The 16,239-nt window shown below is 28.9% G+C and carries 16 protein-coding genes; 10 read left to right on the top strand and 6 right to left on the bottom strand.

Annotated elements, in window-relative coordinates; genetic code table 4:
- Positions 1 to 7 precede the first annotated feature (7 nt).
- From H6411_RS01045 to H6411_RS01035, 3 genes are all read right to left on the bottom strand, one after another.
- Positions 8 to 1,024, bottom strand: a complete 1,017-nt coding sequence (locus H6411_RS01045) for an HrcA family transcriptional regulator (RefSeq protein WP_216082805.1) — start codon at positions 1,022 to 1,024, stop codon at positions 8 to 10.
- Positions 1,017 to 2,150: a beta clamp domain-containing protein gene (locus H6411_RS01040; RefSeq protein WP_216082804.1), complete on the bottom strand. Its 1,134-nt coding sequence runs from the start codon at positions 2,148 to 2,150 to the stop codon at positions 1,017 to 1,019. The genes H6411_RS01045 and H6411_RS01040 overlap by 8 nt, the downstream gene beginning before the upstream one ends.
- 153 nt (positions 2,151 to 2,303) lie before the next feature.
- Positions 2,304 to 3,281 (bottom strand): helix-turn-helix domain-containing protein, encoded by a 978-nt coding sequence (locus H6411_RS01035; protein WP_216082803.1) that lies wholly within the window; start codon positions 3,279 to 3,281, stop codon positions 2,304 to 2,306.
- A 189-nt stretch (positions 3,282 to 3,470) separates the two neighbouring features.
- On the opposite strand from H6411_RS01035, the gene rpmH reads away from it, so the two are divergent.
- From rpmH to rsmA, 7 genes are all read left to right on the top strand, one after another.
- A complete protein-coding gene (gene rpmH / locus H6411_RS01030; RefSeq protein ID WP_216082802.1) occupies positions 3,471 to 3,614 on the top strand; it encodes a 50S ribosomal protein L34 in 144 nt (47 codons plus the stop codon).
- 61 nt (positions 3,615 to 3,675) lie between these two features.
- Positions 3,676 to 4,077: a hypothetical protein gene (locus H6411_RS01025; RefSeq protein WP_216082801.1), complete on the top strand. Its 402-nt coding sequence runs from the start codon at positions 3,676 to 3,678 to the stop codon at positions 4,075 to 4,077.
- 169 nt (positions 4,078 to 4,246) lie between these two features.
- Positions 4,247 to 4,774: a serpin family protein gene (locus H6411_RS01020; protein ID WP_216082800.1), complete on the top strand. Its 528-nt coding sequence runs from the start codon at positions 4,247 to 4,249 to the stop codon at positions 4,772 to 4,774.
- A 116-nt stretch (positions 4,775 to 4,890) separates the two neighbouring features.
- Positions 4,891 to 5,511 carry a hypothetical protein gene (locus tag H6411_RS01015; protein WP_216082799.1) on the top strand — a complete coding sequence of 207 codons (621 nt, stop codon included), beginning with the start codon at positions 4,891 to 4,893 and terminating at the stop codon, positions 5,509 to 5,511.
- 99 nt (positions 5,512 to 5,610) lie between these two features.
- The gene (locus H6411_RS01010) at positions 5,611 to 5,979 is read left to right on the top strand and encodes a ribonuclease P protein component (RefSeq protein ID WP_216082798.1); all 369 of its coding nucleotides are present in this window, start codon (positions 5,611 to 5,613) and stop codon (positions 5,977 to 5,979) included.
- A 10-nt stretch (positions 5,980 to 5,989) separates the two neighbouring features.
- Positions 5,990 to 7,135 carry a YidC/Oxa1 family membrane protein insertase gene (locus tag H6411_RS01005; protein WP_216082797.1) on the top strand — a complete coding sequence of 382 codons (1,146 nt, stop codon included), beginning with the start codon at positions 5,990 to 5,992 and terminating at the stop codon, positions 7,133 to 7,135.
- Positions 7,128 to 7,910 carry a 16S rRNA (adenine(1518)-N(6)/adenine(1519)-N(6))-dimethyltransferase RsmA gene (rsmA, locus tag H6411_RS01000; RefSeq protein ID WP_246307731.1) on the top strand — a complete coding sequence of 261 codons (783 nt, stop codon included), beginning with the start codon at positions 7,128 to 7,130 and terminating at the stop codon, positions 7,908 to 7,910. The genes H6411_RS01005 and rsmA overlap by 8 nt, the downstream gene beginning before the upstream one ends.
- On the opposite strand, the gene H6411_RS00995 is transcribed toward rsmA, so the two are convergent.
- Positions 7,879 to 8,793, bottom strand: a complete 915-nt coding sequence (locus tag H6411_RS00995; RefSeq protein ID WP_216082795.1) for a hypothetical protein — start codon at positions 8,791 to 8,793, stop codon at positions 7,879 to 7,881. The genes rsmA and H6411_RS00995 overlap by 32 nt on opposite strands.
- A 33-nt stretch (positions 8,794 to 8,826) precedes the next feature.
- Positions 8,827 to 10,023, bottom strand: coding sequence for a hypothetical protein (locus H6411_RS00990; protein WP_216082794.1), 1,197 nt, complete (start codon positions 10,021 to 10,023; stop codon positions 8,827 to 8,829).
- 227 nt (positions 10,024 to 10,250) lie between these two features.
- On the opposite strand from H6411_RS00990, the gene ftsH reads away from it, so the two are divergent.
- Together ftsH and serS are read left to right on the top strand one after the other, a co-directional pair.
- A complete protein-coding gene (gene ftsH, locus H6411_RS00985; RefSeq protein ID WP_216082793.1) occupies positions 10,251 to 12,593 on the top strand; it encodes an ATP-dependent zinc metalloprotease FtsH in 2,343 nt (780 codons plus the stop codon).
- A complete protein-coding gene (serS, locus tag H6411_RS00980) occupies positions 12,586 to 13,812 on the top strand; it encodes a serine--tRNA ligase (RefSeq protein ID WP_216082792.1) in 1,227 nt (408 codons plus the stop codon). The genes ftsH and serS overlap by 8 nt, the downstream gene beginning before the upstream one ends.
- On the opposite strand, the gene H6411_RS00975 is transcribed toward serS, so the two are convergent.
- Positions 13,786 to 14,568 carry a hypothetical protein gene (locus tag H6411_RS00975; RefSeq protein ID WP_216082791.1) on the bottom strand — a complete coding sequence of 261 codons (783 nt, stop codon included), beginning with the start codon at positions 14,566 to 14,568 and terminating at the stop codon, positions 13,786 to 13,788. The two genes, serS and H6411_RS00975, sit on opposite strands and share 27 nt — an antisense overlap.
- Before the next feature lie 8 nt (positions 14,569 to 14,576).
- On the opposite strand from H6411_RS00975, the gene H6411_RS00970 reads away from it, so the two are divergent.
- Positions 14,577 to 16,232, top strand: coding sequence for a ribonuclease J (locus H6411_RS00970; RefSeq protein ID WP_216082790.1), 1,656 nt, complete (start codon positions 14,577 to 14,579; stop codon positions 16,230 to 16,232).
- Positions 16,233 to 16,239 lie beyond the last annotated feature (7 nt).

Raw genomic sequence — 16,239 nt, 5'->3', positions numbered from 1 at the left:
CTTAATTTTAAATTTTTTGTAATATTTGTATCTTTTCGTTAAGAAAATCAAACAAGTACTTAATAAGAGAATAGTTCATTCTAAGAGGGCCAAACACAAAAAGTTTATGAATTCCCATATCAGTAACAGCTATAGCAAACCCTTCATCTGACTCACCTCTTAAATTAAATAATGTCTTTCCAGTTTTTAAACAGTTGTAATTAATAGGAGCAAAAGTTGAATATTTATCCAATAAATCCAATATAGCTGGAGCGTTTATATTTTCATATTCTGCAATAGCCTTAACGTTGTACACTTTACTACTTACTTTCTCTTGAATGCTATTTAATTTATTCAAGAGAATTCTAGAAATAATCACCTCATATATAAACTCAAAAGAATAAACTACTCTCTTTATTTGCTCTTTAGCTTCATCTAACTTTTGCGATATTTGACTAACCGGACAGTTATATAGTTGCTCATTTAACAATCTAATTGCAGCCAAAAGATCTTGTTCCTTTTGTTCACTCACTTCTTCTAAACAAACAAAGTCTTTAATAATTTCTCCTGATGATGTAATCAAAAGAATTAATCTATATTTTTCATTTATATTTACTAAATCTATTTTTCTAAGTCTCTCTTCGCCAATACTCTTAGTTAACAATATTGGGAGATTTAAAAAATTAGAAATAATTACTGCACACTCATCTAATATTTCGTCTATAGTCGTATTTCTAGAAGAAAATTTATTTAATAACTTGTTCTTAATTTCTTGATGGCCAGGATATTCATCCATTAAAGATTCAATATAAAGTTGATATCCTCTCTGCGTAGGTATTTTTCCAGAAGAATAGTATTCTTTCTTTAAATAGCCACATTCTTCTAATACAGCCATATCATTTCTGATAGTGGCTGAAGATCATTCGCTAAATTCAGAAGTTTTAGCTAAAGATAAAGAACTAATAGTTTTGTTCTCTATCGCATGTTTATCTATGACTACCTTAAGAATTTTCCTTTGCCTATCATTTAAATCATGTTTAGACATTTCTAGCTGGGAGTATAAATTGCTTGAATTTAAGGTTTTTTTGATTAGATAAGAGTACTATTGGTTTCAGTGAATCATGTACGTTAAAAATAATTTCTTCAGATTCAATAAATTTAATTAACGACTTTAGTAAATTGTTATTTAAACAAAACTCAATCTTTTCGTTGCTTTTGCTATTGATTTTTAATGTTTCTTTGCAATGCCCTTTCTCACTGTCTTTATATTCAATAGATAATTTATCTTTATCTACTCTATAAATAGTTGTCTTTATTTCTTTATTAGTTAATAATAAATTTCTATCTATAGCTGCTAATAAATCATTTTTATTTACAGTAAATGAAATTTTCTTATCCATATTGAATCATTTAATAAATTCAGGATAAGGAGATAGATTTAATTTAGTTTTGAATGTGTATTCTTCTTTTTTGCAAATTAAATATTCGTCTGAATTAGATAAATAAAAATCTATCTCTTTATATTCTTGAAACAAGCCAAGAATTAAAGAAAGAATATGAGGAGATATGTTTAATTCAAAAGATTTAGAAGATTCAAAATCGAATTCTCCATATACAGTTCTATATGAATCAGAAGCTCATGCCTCTATATATGAAATGTTTTCTTCTTTATTTAAATGAATATTTGTAAGTATTGCATTGGAAACTATAGAGTTATCTGAGTTTTTACAAAAGTCTTTTAATTTTGAATAGATGTTGTTAAGTAAAGAATAAGAAATATTTAAAGGAGATATATCTGATGGTATTTCTATTTTCTCTGCTTGAAATTCATTGAATTCTAGAAGAACTAAATTACATTGATATTTCCCAGAAAAGAATTGAAGATAGTTTTTCTCAGGATGATATATCTCTAAATCGTTTTTTAAATCTAAAGAATTAATAAGTGAATTAAGTGTTTTTATTTCTATTAAAGCTTCTCCTTCTTTTTTTATTGTTAGGTTTTCATTTTCTTCTAGTTCTAGTTTTGTGTAGTAGATTTCTGTAGATAAATGAAAAGTTAATTTTTTATTTTTAGCAATTATGAATATTGATGTGTTCTTTATTGAATTCGAAGAAATTGATAAATAGTTTTTTATTTTTTTTAAATTAGTTTTTTTAATTATTAAATACATTATTTATTACTTTCTATTAAATTATTAAATTAATTATTATTAGTTTTAAAGTTATCGACAGTTATTTTTCTTGTCGAAAACTTTTAAAAAAATATTTAATTTTTATAGTAGATCCTTTTATTTCTGTTGTTGGGGAGGTGTAAAAAAATAGGATTAGAAAAAAGTTTCTAAGTATTGTTTGAAAATAGGATCTTTAATTTTTTCTTCTATTTTTTTTATTGAATGAGAAATCGTTGAGTGTTTTTTGTTTAGGAGAATTCCTATTGTTTCATGAGTTAGAAGTAATTTCTTTTTTAATAGGTAAATAGCAATATCTCTTTTGAATACTATTTTTTGTGTTCTTGTTTTAGAAATTAGATCTTTAGCGTTTATATTCAATTTTTTGCATATCTCTTGTACTTGTTTATGGTTGTGTAAATCTATTTTTAGTGTTTTATTTAAGTCTTCTATTCCTATTGGAGTAAGTGAATTAGGGTTTCCGAAGATCACTAATCAATTAATTAATTTATTTACTATTGTTTGTATATTGTTTCCCAGTATGCTCGATAGATAATTTAATGCTGCTTTAGTTAGTCTTATGTTTGAGTTGTAAGAGGAAAGGAATTTACTTGTAATTATTTGTAAGTCATTGATATTAGGATCAGGTAATTGTTTTATTATTTTGAATTCATATGGTTGAGAGTTGTTAATCCCTATAGATATTATTTTTTGTTTTCCAGAGTTTTTTATATAGGTTTCTAATAGTTGTTTTATGTTTGGTTTGTCTTTTATTAAGTCAAGTGAGTCAAAGACGATTAAATTGAATGTACGAAGTCAATTTGTAAGTTCAGAGAAGTCTTTTTCTAGTTTCTGATATTCATAATACGTATTTATGAAATCAGATGTATCTATGTATAAGCAATCAGATTTTTCAGATATAAGAGATCCAATTAGATGTGTTTTTCCTATTCCATTGTTTCCGTAAAGATATAGAGTGTTATTGTCTGATTCAGAATTAATAAAGATTTTTATATAGTTACTTACTTCTAAGTTTTGGGAACAGATAAAAAAGTTAGAAGGGTTATTCTTCTGTATGAATGATCTGTGTTTCTGAATTAATTCGTTTTTTAAATATTCACTTTTGTTGTTCAATTTTTACTTAGTGTCCTTTTTTATTTCTTTTCTAAATAATAAATTTATTAAAGCTAATTATTATTTGAAATTAATAGGGAAGAATTTATAAGAAAAAGTTAATTTAAAGGTAGGTTGTATATCAATAGAGCTTAAAGTCTATTTAAAGTAGCATAAAATAGAGGTAGGGATAAAAGGGTTATTTAGATAATGAAAAGAACTTATCAACCAAATAAAAAGAAAAGAGCAACTACTCATGGTTTTCTGGCTAGGATGAGTACTTCTTCAGGAAGAAAAATTATTAATAATAGAAGAAGAAAAGGGAGAAAGTATTTGACAGTTAGTGATGAATAAGGTTTAATTATTTATATAAGTTTGTTATTGTTTGAATTGAAAGTTTAAGTCTTGTTAAGTGATGGAATTAAGTAGAAGATTGAGTAGATCTCAAATGATGGAGATATTGACTACTAGGTATAATAGCCAGTACAAATCAAATATTTTTGCATTGTTTTTTGGTGTAATAATGTTCTGAGTTCTTTTTATTTCTTTATCTTGTGTTACTTATGCGGGTTCTGGTCTGATAGCTTTTACTGTTATTTTTTGTGTATCTTCTCCTGTTATTTCTTTTTTCTTATTCAGATTAATAAAGAAAAGTCATTTAAAGAAGATTGATTACATAAGTAAGCAAGATGAAGCAATGTTGGAATACATAGTGAAAAAAGAAGCAGCTAAAGAGGCAAATGAGGTAATAGCAGGTGCTATTTGAGGTGCTTCTATTTACCATAAAAACACTCCAGGATGAAAAGACAGATATTAGTTACTTTTATTCTATGAACTGTTTCATTAATTAAAGTCGAAGTATTAGATAGGCAAAATAAACACTAATTGATTTTTTATTGTTTAGAAATAAATATTTTTTATAAGTCGCCAGAATCTTCTTTTGTTCTTACATATAGCTAATAAGAAGATATTTAAAAGTATTGATAATGGATAAAAAACTTTGAGGTTATTGAACAGCAATAACTTCTTCAATAGGAGGTATAACTACTTTAATAGCTTATAAATGTGGTTTATTTACTCAAAAAAAAGAAGAACCAAAACCAGAAACTTTCGGGCCTCTTTATGATTGGATAAATAGCCCTGATTCTAAGAAAACATATATAGGAAATAATAAGGAACAAATAATTAATCAATTGAATAGCACTTTTACTGATGTTAAGAAAACTCCATATAAAACAGTTTTCTATAACAATGTTGATCATATGAGTAAAGATTTAAATTTAGATGCTGCGAAAATAAAACAATCAGTTAACAAAATAACTCCTCAGAACCCAAATTCAAAAGAATCTCAGGAGGCTGCTGACTTTATAAATAAGTGATGCGAAATAAAAATAAAGGATAAGAAAACACAAAAACCTGATAATTGAAAGGAAGACGCAATTCACTTAAAGGGCGATCGAAATAAAGATGATTGAGGAGTGTTTAACGAGTCATGCACTAAACCAAAACAATAGAGTTAAATAAACCAAAAATTTAATTGCCTGAAATAAACTAAGAAAAGCATTATTTAAAACAAAGTTTCTATGATCTATTAAGGGTATATAAGCAATAAAAGAATAATCAAACCATCATGTCTGTAGCTCATATATTAGGAGGAATCATAATAACTGGAGTTTTATCTTTAGCTGTATATGGAATAGCTAATTCAGCAGGATTATTTGATAGAGAAATAAATTTATCTAAGTCAGAAATTGCTGAAGGATATTCAGATTTTTATCTGTATGCCAAAAGGAATGGTTGGTCTTATATAGGAAGGAATAAGGATAGCATTAAGAAACACTATTACGGGAAAGATACTAACTTATCTAGAAGAGACATATATATAAGTAATTTGACCACACACATAGCACAAACAGAAATGGATTTAGAGGGAGAGAAGAAATTAGATAAACCAACAAAAGAAGACGTTGAGAAAAAAGATGATGCAGATAAACAAGAAAAAGTTTCTACTTATGTTCATTCGTGATGTGAACAACAAGCTAAGAAATCATATTCTGAATACAAAACAGAAGATGGTAAATTAGATACTGAAAAGATAGATAGGGATAAAAGATGAACTATATTTAAGTCTCAATGTGTAACTGATGAACTAGAAATAGAAAGAATGGATCTTCCTAGAGATTTAGAAAGAAAAATGCGAGAAATTTCTAGAAGTTTAAGCGGCCCAACAGATTATGCTCTCAGCAACTAAAATAAAGTAAGTTATGCTGTTTTTTGGATTGTATCTATAAAGCAATAATTTTCTGTAAGAAAATATTTAATAATTAATTGTGAATCTTTACCTCCCTACATGAAAAAGAAATATCGGCTACTAAAATCGGCCGATTTTCAAACTCTTCTAAGAAGAGGTAGTAACGCCTTTTCAACTCATTTGGTTTGCTATTGAAAACCAGATTCTTTAATTACTAATATCAAAATTGGGATAATAATACCTAAGAAAAAGTGTAAGTTATCTTGCAATAGAAAGTACTATAAGAGAGTATTCTGGGCTATTAATAATAAAGAATTACTTAATGCGTGTCCAAAAATTAAATGTGTTTTTTTCTATAAGGATGTTTTTTTCGAACGTTTTAAAAAACAAGAAGTAACTTTTGCAGATTTGCAAAATGAGTATTTAAATTTGATGTCTTATTTAGAAAAAAAGGCATCTAGGAGATAGAAATCAACTTTTGAAAAGCGATACTTTTCTTGTTCCGTTTTGAGAAAAGAAAAAACATGAGGATGCTGTCTGATGAAAAGATAAAAGATTTAAGAAATTTATTTTCTATTTAAAAGCAGTTCTTTATTCCTTTAGTGGATTAATGATTGCATGATCATTTATTCAATCTTTTGCAGCTCCATATACAAGATATCACTCTAATCCAGGCACAGGTTTAGAGTTTGGTTATCTACCTGGACAATATGGTACTGGAAAAATAAAGTTTGATCTTGGTTCATGAAGTATTGCCGGTCCACAATATCATGCATTTTTTGAACCGTCTACTGTTTATGGCCCTTTTCTATCTTGGTTTGTATATCCAGTAGCAAAAGTATTTGTAGGATTAGTCTACGTATTTGACAAAAGCAGTGAATATCTAGCCAATTCAGGTCTAGATGTAATCTTTGCAATGATCATAGTCATGTTCATTATGAGATTTATAAATTTCTGACCTACTCTTAGATCTTCTATATATTCTGAGAAACAAGTATTACATCAACCAACAATAGATGCAATAACAGCTAAATATGCGAAGTATGATCAAAATGATAGACAAGTTAAATTACAGAAGCATCAGGAAATAACTGCTTATAACAAGAAACACAACTTAAAACCATTTGCAGCATTAGAGAACATATTTATAACTACTCCTATTTTTCTAATTATCTTTAAGGTAGTTACTATATGCAGACCTATTAAATTTACTGTTCTATTTGGTTTATGAGATTTATCTAAGACACCATCAAGTATGGTATTCAAACACTTCATATCAGAAAGAGGCTGACTATATTTATTACTCTTCTTATTTATTATTCCTACTAATTTTTTCTCTCAAAAAATATCAGTAATTCTTTCTAAGAGAAGAAATCCACATCTAAAACAACAGACACATAATAGCAACTCACAACTTTACAAAATGGGTAAAACTCAAAAGATAATTACTATTATTCTTCTATCTTCTACTTTCTTTTGATCTACTAGTCTAGCTATCTACTATTTCTTCAACTCTATATTTACTATCTTCCAAAGTCTATTAATTCATTACATACTAATTAGAAGAAAACAAAAAGTGAACTTAGCTCAAATGAAGTTACAGAAGTTAGGTATTGATGTTTAATAAACCTAAAAAAAGATTAGGTCAAGTATTTTTAAAGAACAAACATATTCAGGAAAAGATAGCTCAACATGTTTTATCTATTGAATCTGATTGTTTAGTTGAAATAGGGCCAGGTACTGGAGCAATAACTAAATATATATATGAAACCTCAGGAGATAAGTTGATACTAATAGAAATAGATTATCAACTTATTAGTTATCTAAATACCACCTTTCCTCTTTCTAAAGTAATACATAATGATTTTCTAGAAGTAGATTTTTCTTTTATAGAACAAGATAAGAGAACCTTATTGTTTGGAAATATACCCTACTATATAACTTCTTTAATTATTCTTAAATTTTTAAAAGAACCAATATTTAAAGAAGCTATATTCATGGTTCAAAAAGAATTCTTTGAGACCGTAACAGCTAAACCTAAAACTAATAAGTATTCTTCTGTATCTGCTTTAGTTCAGACATTTACTAGAGTAAAGAAATTATTAGATGTAGATAAGAAACACTTCTATCCAATACCTAAGGTTGATTCTGCTGTTATTCATCTCACTAAAGAGTTCAATAAGGATATTGATTTAGATGAATATGCTTTGTTTCTAAGAAAGTGTTTTGCTATGCCAAGAAAAACACTATGAAATAATTTAAGAAAACATTTTCCGGAGGAAAAAATTAAAGATTTATTTGAGTCTAAAGAAATATATATGAATAGTAGATCAGATGAATTATCTTCTGAATTTCTAGTAGAGATATTTAATTTTCTTTCGGATAAAAAATCTTCATAGCATTTTTCAATTCCTGAGCCTTAATTTTTTGTAATTCTAAGACTTCTTTTCTATAGTAATTGTTGATCTGTAAATCTTCTTCTATTAGGACTCATGATGCAGGGGTAAGTATTAAAGTTGGTTTATTCTTATTGTTTCTTACGTAGAGCAAATCAGGAATTACGTCTAAATAATAACTATTTTTAGATACATTGCTTTCTAATCCGAAATCAAGTATTATCAGTAGATCTATTTCTAGTATTGAATTTCACCCTTCTTTATCATCAATTGATTCATCTTTATAGAAATTGAAGTTGTGTTTTACACATAGTTCTTTAAGTTCTTGAGACTTAATTATCTTCACATATTTGCCTATCAATATATAGTGAAAAGCAAATATAGAAAATAGTTCTTTCTTATGTTCACTTATACATATGTATTTGTTTTCTAATAAGTATTCTGCATTACCAATATTATCCATTGTTTCTTTTAGAAAAGCTGGGGTTGTATTTTCAAATGACTGTATGCTTTGAGCTACTTCTTTGTAATTGAACTTATGATTATCTGTAAGTAAATATTTTCTGATTCTTTTATTTACTGTCTCTTCTGAAAGTTCTTTATAGTTCTTTATCTTTGTACATTCTTCTGTATCAATTACTAATTTATTGTCTTGATTTCTCCTCAAAATATAGTGTGGTTCTAATGATTGACAGAATCTAGAGCTTGAACCACATTTTGTTTGACTGTCTATAACTTCTTTTATTTCTTTTCTATTATCTATTATTTCTTCATCTGTTAAACGTAATTGACTAAGTGCACTATGTTTCTTAATTTCTGTGAATGTCATGCCAAAGTAATATTTGGCAAGAGCTGACTTTAAACTTCTATCTAAATCGTCCTTCACTAATCTATATACCTATTGACTGGTAAAAGAAGCTTATGTATGTACGTTGTAATATCAAACGAAATCATCCATACTGTTATTTTTATTTTCAACAGTACCTTTTTTAACCTGTCTACTTGCATTAAGTCTATTTTTACCGCTATTTAGATCAGATTCAATAACATTTCTAACAAGCTCTATTAATCCTTCTCTATTTCCTGCGTAATCATTTACTAAAGTATCTGACACTTTAATTAAATAATTAACTGATATTTTCCCTATTAAAGCTGTAACAAAAGACATAAGAGCACTTATTAGAGGGAAAGAAAATCCTTTTTGAACGCAGTTTTTAATTCAACCTTTGAGAGTGCCTGGAACTCAATTTCTTCCTGTTAATGCTGCATAAACCATAAATGGATTTCCTTGACGGAATAACTCTTTAAATTGTTTGTTGATTATCTCATCATCTGCAACATTAAGACTTCCTCAGAATTTCTTATGTTTATCTAAATCTGAATTTATTTTTGGGCATGTTGCTTCTTGTTCTGTTAAGAAGGAGAAGTGTTTTGGTGAAATCATGTATTTGCCATTTTGGGCTTTTATAGTTGACAATCAGGCTATCTGTTGTAACTTAGTTACATCAAGAGTTGTTTGGTATTTATGAAGTGTATCTAGCACTTCAGGGCACATTGTGAATTCTGCTTTTAGTAATTGAGTTACACCATCATAGAAATCTCTGAATATATCCTTATCAACTGTTTTTTCTTCTACTGCTGGTTGTTCCTCAAATGAATCTAATTCATAGGAAATATCATTCTCATCTTCTAGCATCAAAACTAACTCTAAATATTTTTCTTTAGGTAATTTTTGTTTCAGCATTTTTCCAAATGATTTATCTATCAATAACTTGTCTAAAGACTTTATTTTTTGCAGTTGAATAAATATCTCTGTTTCCTGTTTGGCATTGGTTTTTCTAGTTATTTTTATTAGTTGAAGTCTAGATAGTTCATCTAGACAACTGATAAATTCTTTTTCAGTAAGACCATAATTTCTGATGAACTTGTTGAAATCACAGGAATCAATATCTAGTTGAGAATTTATTTCGCTTTGTGAAAATAAATTCATAAACAATATCGTTGCTTCCTTACTTAACAGGGGTGTATAACCTTGATTAAATGCAAACCAATCTGGAGAAATAACTCGCTTTTGTAGCCTTATAATGTGGTTTTTCATGGATTCTTGAGTGATCATTTTCTATTAATGAATGACAGTTATTTAAATATTAGACTAGAAAAAAATTTATCGAGATTATCTTTAATTGTTAAATCTTGATAAGGTCGAAATATTCTCTTTTCACCTACACTTTTATTTAGATATTGTTTTTTCGTGTAATAACTTGCCAAAAAAAATGCATACAAAAGCGAGAACTTAAAAAAATAACCCTAATAAACTTAAAGATATAAGAGAGATGTAACTCGATGCTTTCAAGATGGAGATTAGCTCTTCTGTTAAAGCTACTAAAGGAATCAGATTTTGAGGAGTCAAGTGCAGCTTCTACGCCAAATCAATCAAATAAACCGTCTTCTGATAAACAGAAGACGAACAATAATAAATTCTATTCTAAAAAAATTTCGGGATCTTCTAATCCGGCAGATAGACCAAAAAAAATTTGGCTAGCTAAATGAGGGTTAGCAGCCGGAGTTGTTGTAATTGTTCTTTATTCGATATTTGGATATGGCGCTGCTACTTTTATTGAGGTTGAATCTGTTTCATGTAATAACAAGAAATTAAAAATAACTCCTCGAAATGGATCCGATTATACACTTCAGGAATTTAAAAAAGAATCAACTTTAGGATACGCCAACAAGATTGGCTTCTTTGGTGGAGAGGATATATTCGACATCTATTTATATACAGAAAATTACAAGAAGATTTCTTTCAGGGTATCTAAGAGTAAGGCACAAACAAAAGACAAAGGAGAAAATTGAGTTTACAAAGTATCTTCAGGCGCAACATATTCCAAGCCTATATCTTGTTGTGAGAAAGATCAAAATTGTTGCTGTGGGAAAAATGGTACATGTACCTGCAATAACGGAACTGCTGGAACTTGTAATTGCAATGGTCAAGCTAATGATTGTTGCGCCTGCTGCTGTTTCATGCAATGAATTGATACAGCAATTCTCAATATGGAGAACCCAGGAAAAATTACTGCTTCTTCTGTATTCTTCTCTGTCCTACCTTCTCTTCTATACCTTACAGTCTTTTTATTCCTTATTAGATCAGCTATGAAAGGGCAAAGCATGGGAGGAATATATGGCCAAGGAGGATTATTCAAGATGGGACAATCTATCAGCAAAACAACTAAATCCAATATTACTTTTGAAGATGTAGCTGGTATTAAAGAAGAAAAAGCAGAACTAGAGGAAATAGTAGATTATTTAAAGAATCCAGCTAAATACAACGCTATGGGAGCCAGAACTCCTAAAGGTGTAATCCTTTATGGGCCACCAGGTACAGGTAAGACACTTTTAGCTAAAGCAGTATCTGGAGAAGCAGAAGTTCCATTTATAGAAGCAGCAGGTTCAACATTTGATGACATGTTTGTAGGTGTTGGTGCAAAAAGAGTAAGAGAACTATTTGCAAAAGCTAAGAAATTAGCTCCTTGCATCATCTTCATAGATGAGATAGATGCTGTTGCAGGAAAAAGAGGAAATAAATATATGGGTGGAGGAGGCGGAGGCATACATGATCAAACAATAAACCAACTACTTTCTGAAATGGATGGATTCAATACTATGACTGGAATAGTAATAATGGCTGCAACTAACAGATTAGATTCAATAGATGAAGCTATTCTTAGACCAGGTAGATTTGATAGACATATTCAGATAAATCTACCTAATATCTCAGAAAGAGTAGATATATTGAAAGTTCATGCTAGAAATAAAAACCTATCTTCATCTATAGATCTAGAAGATGTAGCTAGAAAAACACCAGGTTTCTCAGGAGCTCAACTAGAAAACGTATTGAATGAAGCAACTTTATTAGCAGTTAGAGAAGATAAGAAAGTAATAGACAAAAACCATATAGATGAAGCTATAGATAGAGTTATGGCTGGGCCTGCTAAGAAAAGCAATAAGTTCTCTGATATGGAAAGAAGACAAATTGCTTACCATGAAGCAGGTCATGCTGTAGCAGGTATCTACAGTAAAGAAGGAGAAGTAGTTGAGAAAATAACTATTATTCCTCGTGGTCAAGCAGGTGGATACATGTTATCTACTCCTAAAAAACAAGAAACATTCTTGAAACGAAAAGATGAACTATTAGCTACAGTGACTACAACTCTAGCAGGAAGAGCATCAGAAGAAATATTCTTTGGTATAGACAAGATTAGCTCAGGAGCATCTAATGATCTCTTTAAAGTAACTAACTTGGTAAGAACAATGGTAACTAAATTAGGTATGTCAGAAAAATTAGGATTACAACAATATGAACCTTCAGAAGGAATGGTTAATCCATACAAAGATAGTTATTCAGAGAAATCTTCATATGCAATAGATTTAGAGATCGAAAAAATAATAGAAGAACAATACAAGGTAGCTAAACAGATAATTGAAGAACACAAAGAAGAGCTTATATTGATAGTTGAATGCCTATTATTAATAGAAACAATAGATAGAAACCAAATAAACTTTATCCATGAACACAAAAAACTTCCTAAGGAAGCTGCTCAAGTAAAAGCTAAGTTACTGAAAGAAGGAAAAGAGTTAGATCTATCTCCTAATGGAGCAACTTTATTTATAGAAACAATAGATGTATAGTTACAAATTTATAAAGGAAAACTTTGATGTACTCAAGCAGAGACTTAAGTTAAGAGGCACAGAAGAAACACATTTAGATCAAACCTTAAAGAGTATAGAAACCTTAAATTCTTTACAACAAGAAATAGTAGATTTAAACACTAAGAGAAATAAATTAATAGAACAAGATGCAAGAGGAAATGCAGATGAAATAAGAAAGGTAAAAGAACAATTAGCTGATTTATCTAACAAATTACACTCACAAGAACAAATAACTAAAGATCTTGTTGATTCTCTACCTAATATACCTGATGAATCTTTAACTGGACAAGGGGAAATAATTAGATCCTGAGGAGTTAAGACTTCTAAACCTTTAAGTCATCACGAAATAGCTAAAAAACTTTCTTTAACTAGCTTTGAAGAAGGAGTGTCTATTTCAGGTTCTGGTTTTGTAGTCTATAAAGATAGAGGAGCAGAACTATACAGAGCTTTAATTTCTTTTACTTTGGATTTAAATAAAGCCAAAGGATATGAAGAAAGATGATTACCAGTTTTATTACTACCTTCTTCTCTCTATGGAACAGCTCAATTACCTAAATTTGAAGAAGATCTATTCAAAACAACAGATGGAAAATATCTATCTCCTACTTCAGAATCACAGTTAGTAAATATTTATAGAAATCAAATATTGGAAGCATCTAAGTTACCAATTAAGTTAACAGCTAATACTACTTGTTTTAGAAAAGAAGCAGGAGCTGCAGGTACAGAAGATGCAGGAATAATTAGATTACATCAATTCTCTAAGACAGAGATAGTTAGTTTTTGTAGAGAACAAGATAGTTTTCAAGTACTAGAACAAATGGTTCTAGATGCCTCATCTATATTGGAGACCTTAAATCTACCTTATCAAGTAGTACAACTAGCCTATGATGATATGGGTTTTGCAGCTACAAAAACTTATGACGTTGAAGTATGATTCCCTGCTGAATCTAGATATCGAGAAATCTCTTCAGTATCTAATACTCTTAACTTTCAATCTTTAAGAGCCAAAATTAGATATAAAGAAAATCTATTGGATAAGTCAGAGAAAGCGAAATATCCACATTTGCTTAATGGTTCTTCTTTAGCTATAGATAGATTGTTTGCAGCTATATTGGAGAATTATCAACAGGAAGATGGATCTTTATCTATACCAGAACCTTTATGGAAGTATTTAAGTTTCAAAGAAATCAGAAATTAATTTCTGATGAACTTCTAATACAGAATATTTTTTGATATCAGATTTATATTTTTCAATATTCAAAAGAAACAATGCTTTTAACTCTTCATCATTAAGTTCTAAGTAATAGTTAAGCCTATCTATATGATCTTGAATATCTATATATCTCCTATCTAGTTCTATTTCTTTATTGTTTTTAGTAAATACATATCCTTCCCTAGAAACAGCATTTTCTCCTATTCCAATGTATTGCTTATCTCTGATAGTTTCAAAATCATATTTAGCGTAGTATTTCTTTACATCTTTAGATCACATGTTGTGATGATATCTAGAGAAACCCAGAAGCTCATTTTCTAAATATATGCCTTCTTCTGGATAGACAGAAAAGTGTTTTATGTTAGGATATTTATTTGTTAATTCAGCTATTGTCTCTTTAATAGAAGTATTGTTATTCAGATAAAAATCTATAGAGATGTTTTGATAATTAATAGAGGTAAGATCAACCAGTAATTGTCTGTTTATTCCCTGATTAAAAGTAATGATTATTCGATTAGGATCTCATTTATCTATTATTCTTTGTATTACACTTTTTTCTAAATGTTTAGAATTCTCTATTATTTCTATAGTTAAAAAACAGATGTTAGGTTTATTAATTCTGTCTAAATAACTAAGCTGTGACTTTGGAACCTTTAGGTAAAGATTCTTGCACTCTTTAATTATTTGTATTCTGGCTAATAGTGTTGGTTTATTCTTAATTTCTATATAGTAGTTTTTCATATTCGAAAATGTCCAAGATTAATTATTTTGCTTTAGGAGGTCAAGATGAGATGGGAAGATATGCTGGAGTTTTAGAGATAAATAATGAGATATTCATACTGAATGCAGGAATAGGAGCAGAGTTTTCTAATCAATTAGGAATCAAAAAGATTATTCCTGATCTTAGATATCTATCTGAGCATGCTAAGAAAATAAAAGGTATTTTTATTGGTTGTCCGAAGAATATAAATATTGGTTCCCTTCCTTATTTCTTAACTACTTTCCCGAATATTCCCGTTTATACAAGCGTTTTAGGTAAAGCAATAATTGAGTCTTTCTTAGCTAAGTTTGAGCAGGAAAACAATGTCAATATTAAGAATGAAATAATTGCCGTTAACCCTGCTATTGATTTAACAGTAGGAATGCTGAAAGTATGCGGAATTAAGAGTCCAAGTTCTGTTCCTTGTTCTTATGCATGAGTATTTAAGTTATTAACTGGTCAGGTAGTGGTATTTTTAGATGAGTTTGTTTTAGCAAATGAAGTTAATCCTTGTTGCGAATCACAACTGCATTTGATAGCTCAACAGGTAAAAAATAAAACTTCTCTTCTATTGATAGGGGCTCAAAATGCTGGTAAAGTGCTAGGTTTTGCCTATCCTTTAGCTAAGAATTTTTCTTTCTTAAAAAAATCAGTATCTTCTACCAAAAAAAGAGTTTTAGTTAGCTTATATGAAGACGATTGAAATACACTTTTAAACCTATCTAGGGTAGCGAAAGTCTACTCTATGAATTTCCATATATCTTGTCCTAGAATTGCTTTCTTAGTAAATAAATATATAGAAACTCTTCATTCAGATGAATATGCTGCAGCAACACCACTTTTAAAAAGCGATAACTCACTTATAGCTATAGTGGGTAATAATGAAGATTTATTTGCTAAGTTAAGGAATATAGATGCAGGTAAAGATGAGATTGCTTTTCAATCAGGAGATTTATTCTTAATTTGTACTATTACTCTTCCTGAGAATGAATATGAAGAAATACTTCTGTTAAATGACATTTCTAAGCATGACATTATCGTTGTTAAACAGCCTAAATCTATTATTCCTTATGCTGCAGGAAATGAAGATATTAAGTTTGTAGTTAATGCTCTATCGCCTTACAACATAGTTCCAGTAAATGGATACTATAAAGATTTTGTAAATGTATACAAAGCTCTATCTAATACTGTAGATACTAAGAGAATTAAGTTTTTGGGTAGCGGAGAAAGACTAGAGATAGATGGCAAACAAACTAATGTAACTACTTTGAATATTTCTAAACAATATGTAAATGAAGAAGGAATTCTTGATATTAACAATATGATTCTTCTGGAAAGACAATTATTAGAAAAATCTGGATTAATTATTATTTCAGTTCTTTACAACATCAAAAAACATATTTTTTATAAACCAAAAGTGTCCATAAAAGCTTTTGTTCCAGAAGATTACTCTAAGAAAAACGATATACATGCCGCAATAGATAAATATATAGCCCTTGAGTTGTCTAAGTATTTGGCTTTAAATAAAGGTTTAGAGATAAGGGAAGTGAAAATGCATTTAAAGGATGCAGTCTATAAAGCTTTAAAAAATAAAACAAACAAAAGACCAGTAATTCTTCCATTAATTACTAAATGGCAACAATAAGTATGTA

Source organism: Candidatus Mycoplasma haematohominis (assembly GCF_902712995.1).
In the GTDB taxonomy this organism is placed as follows: domain Bacteria; phylum Bacillota_I; class Bacilli_A; order Mycoplasmatales; family Mycoplasmoidaceae; genus Eperythrozoon_B; species Eperythrozoon_B haematohominis.
Note: the sequence above shows the minus strand (reverse complement) of the source record. Positions and strands in the feature narration are given on the sequence as shown.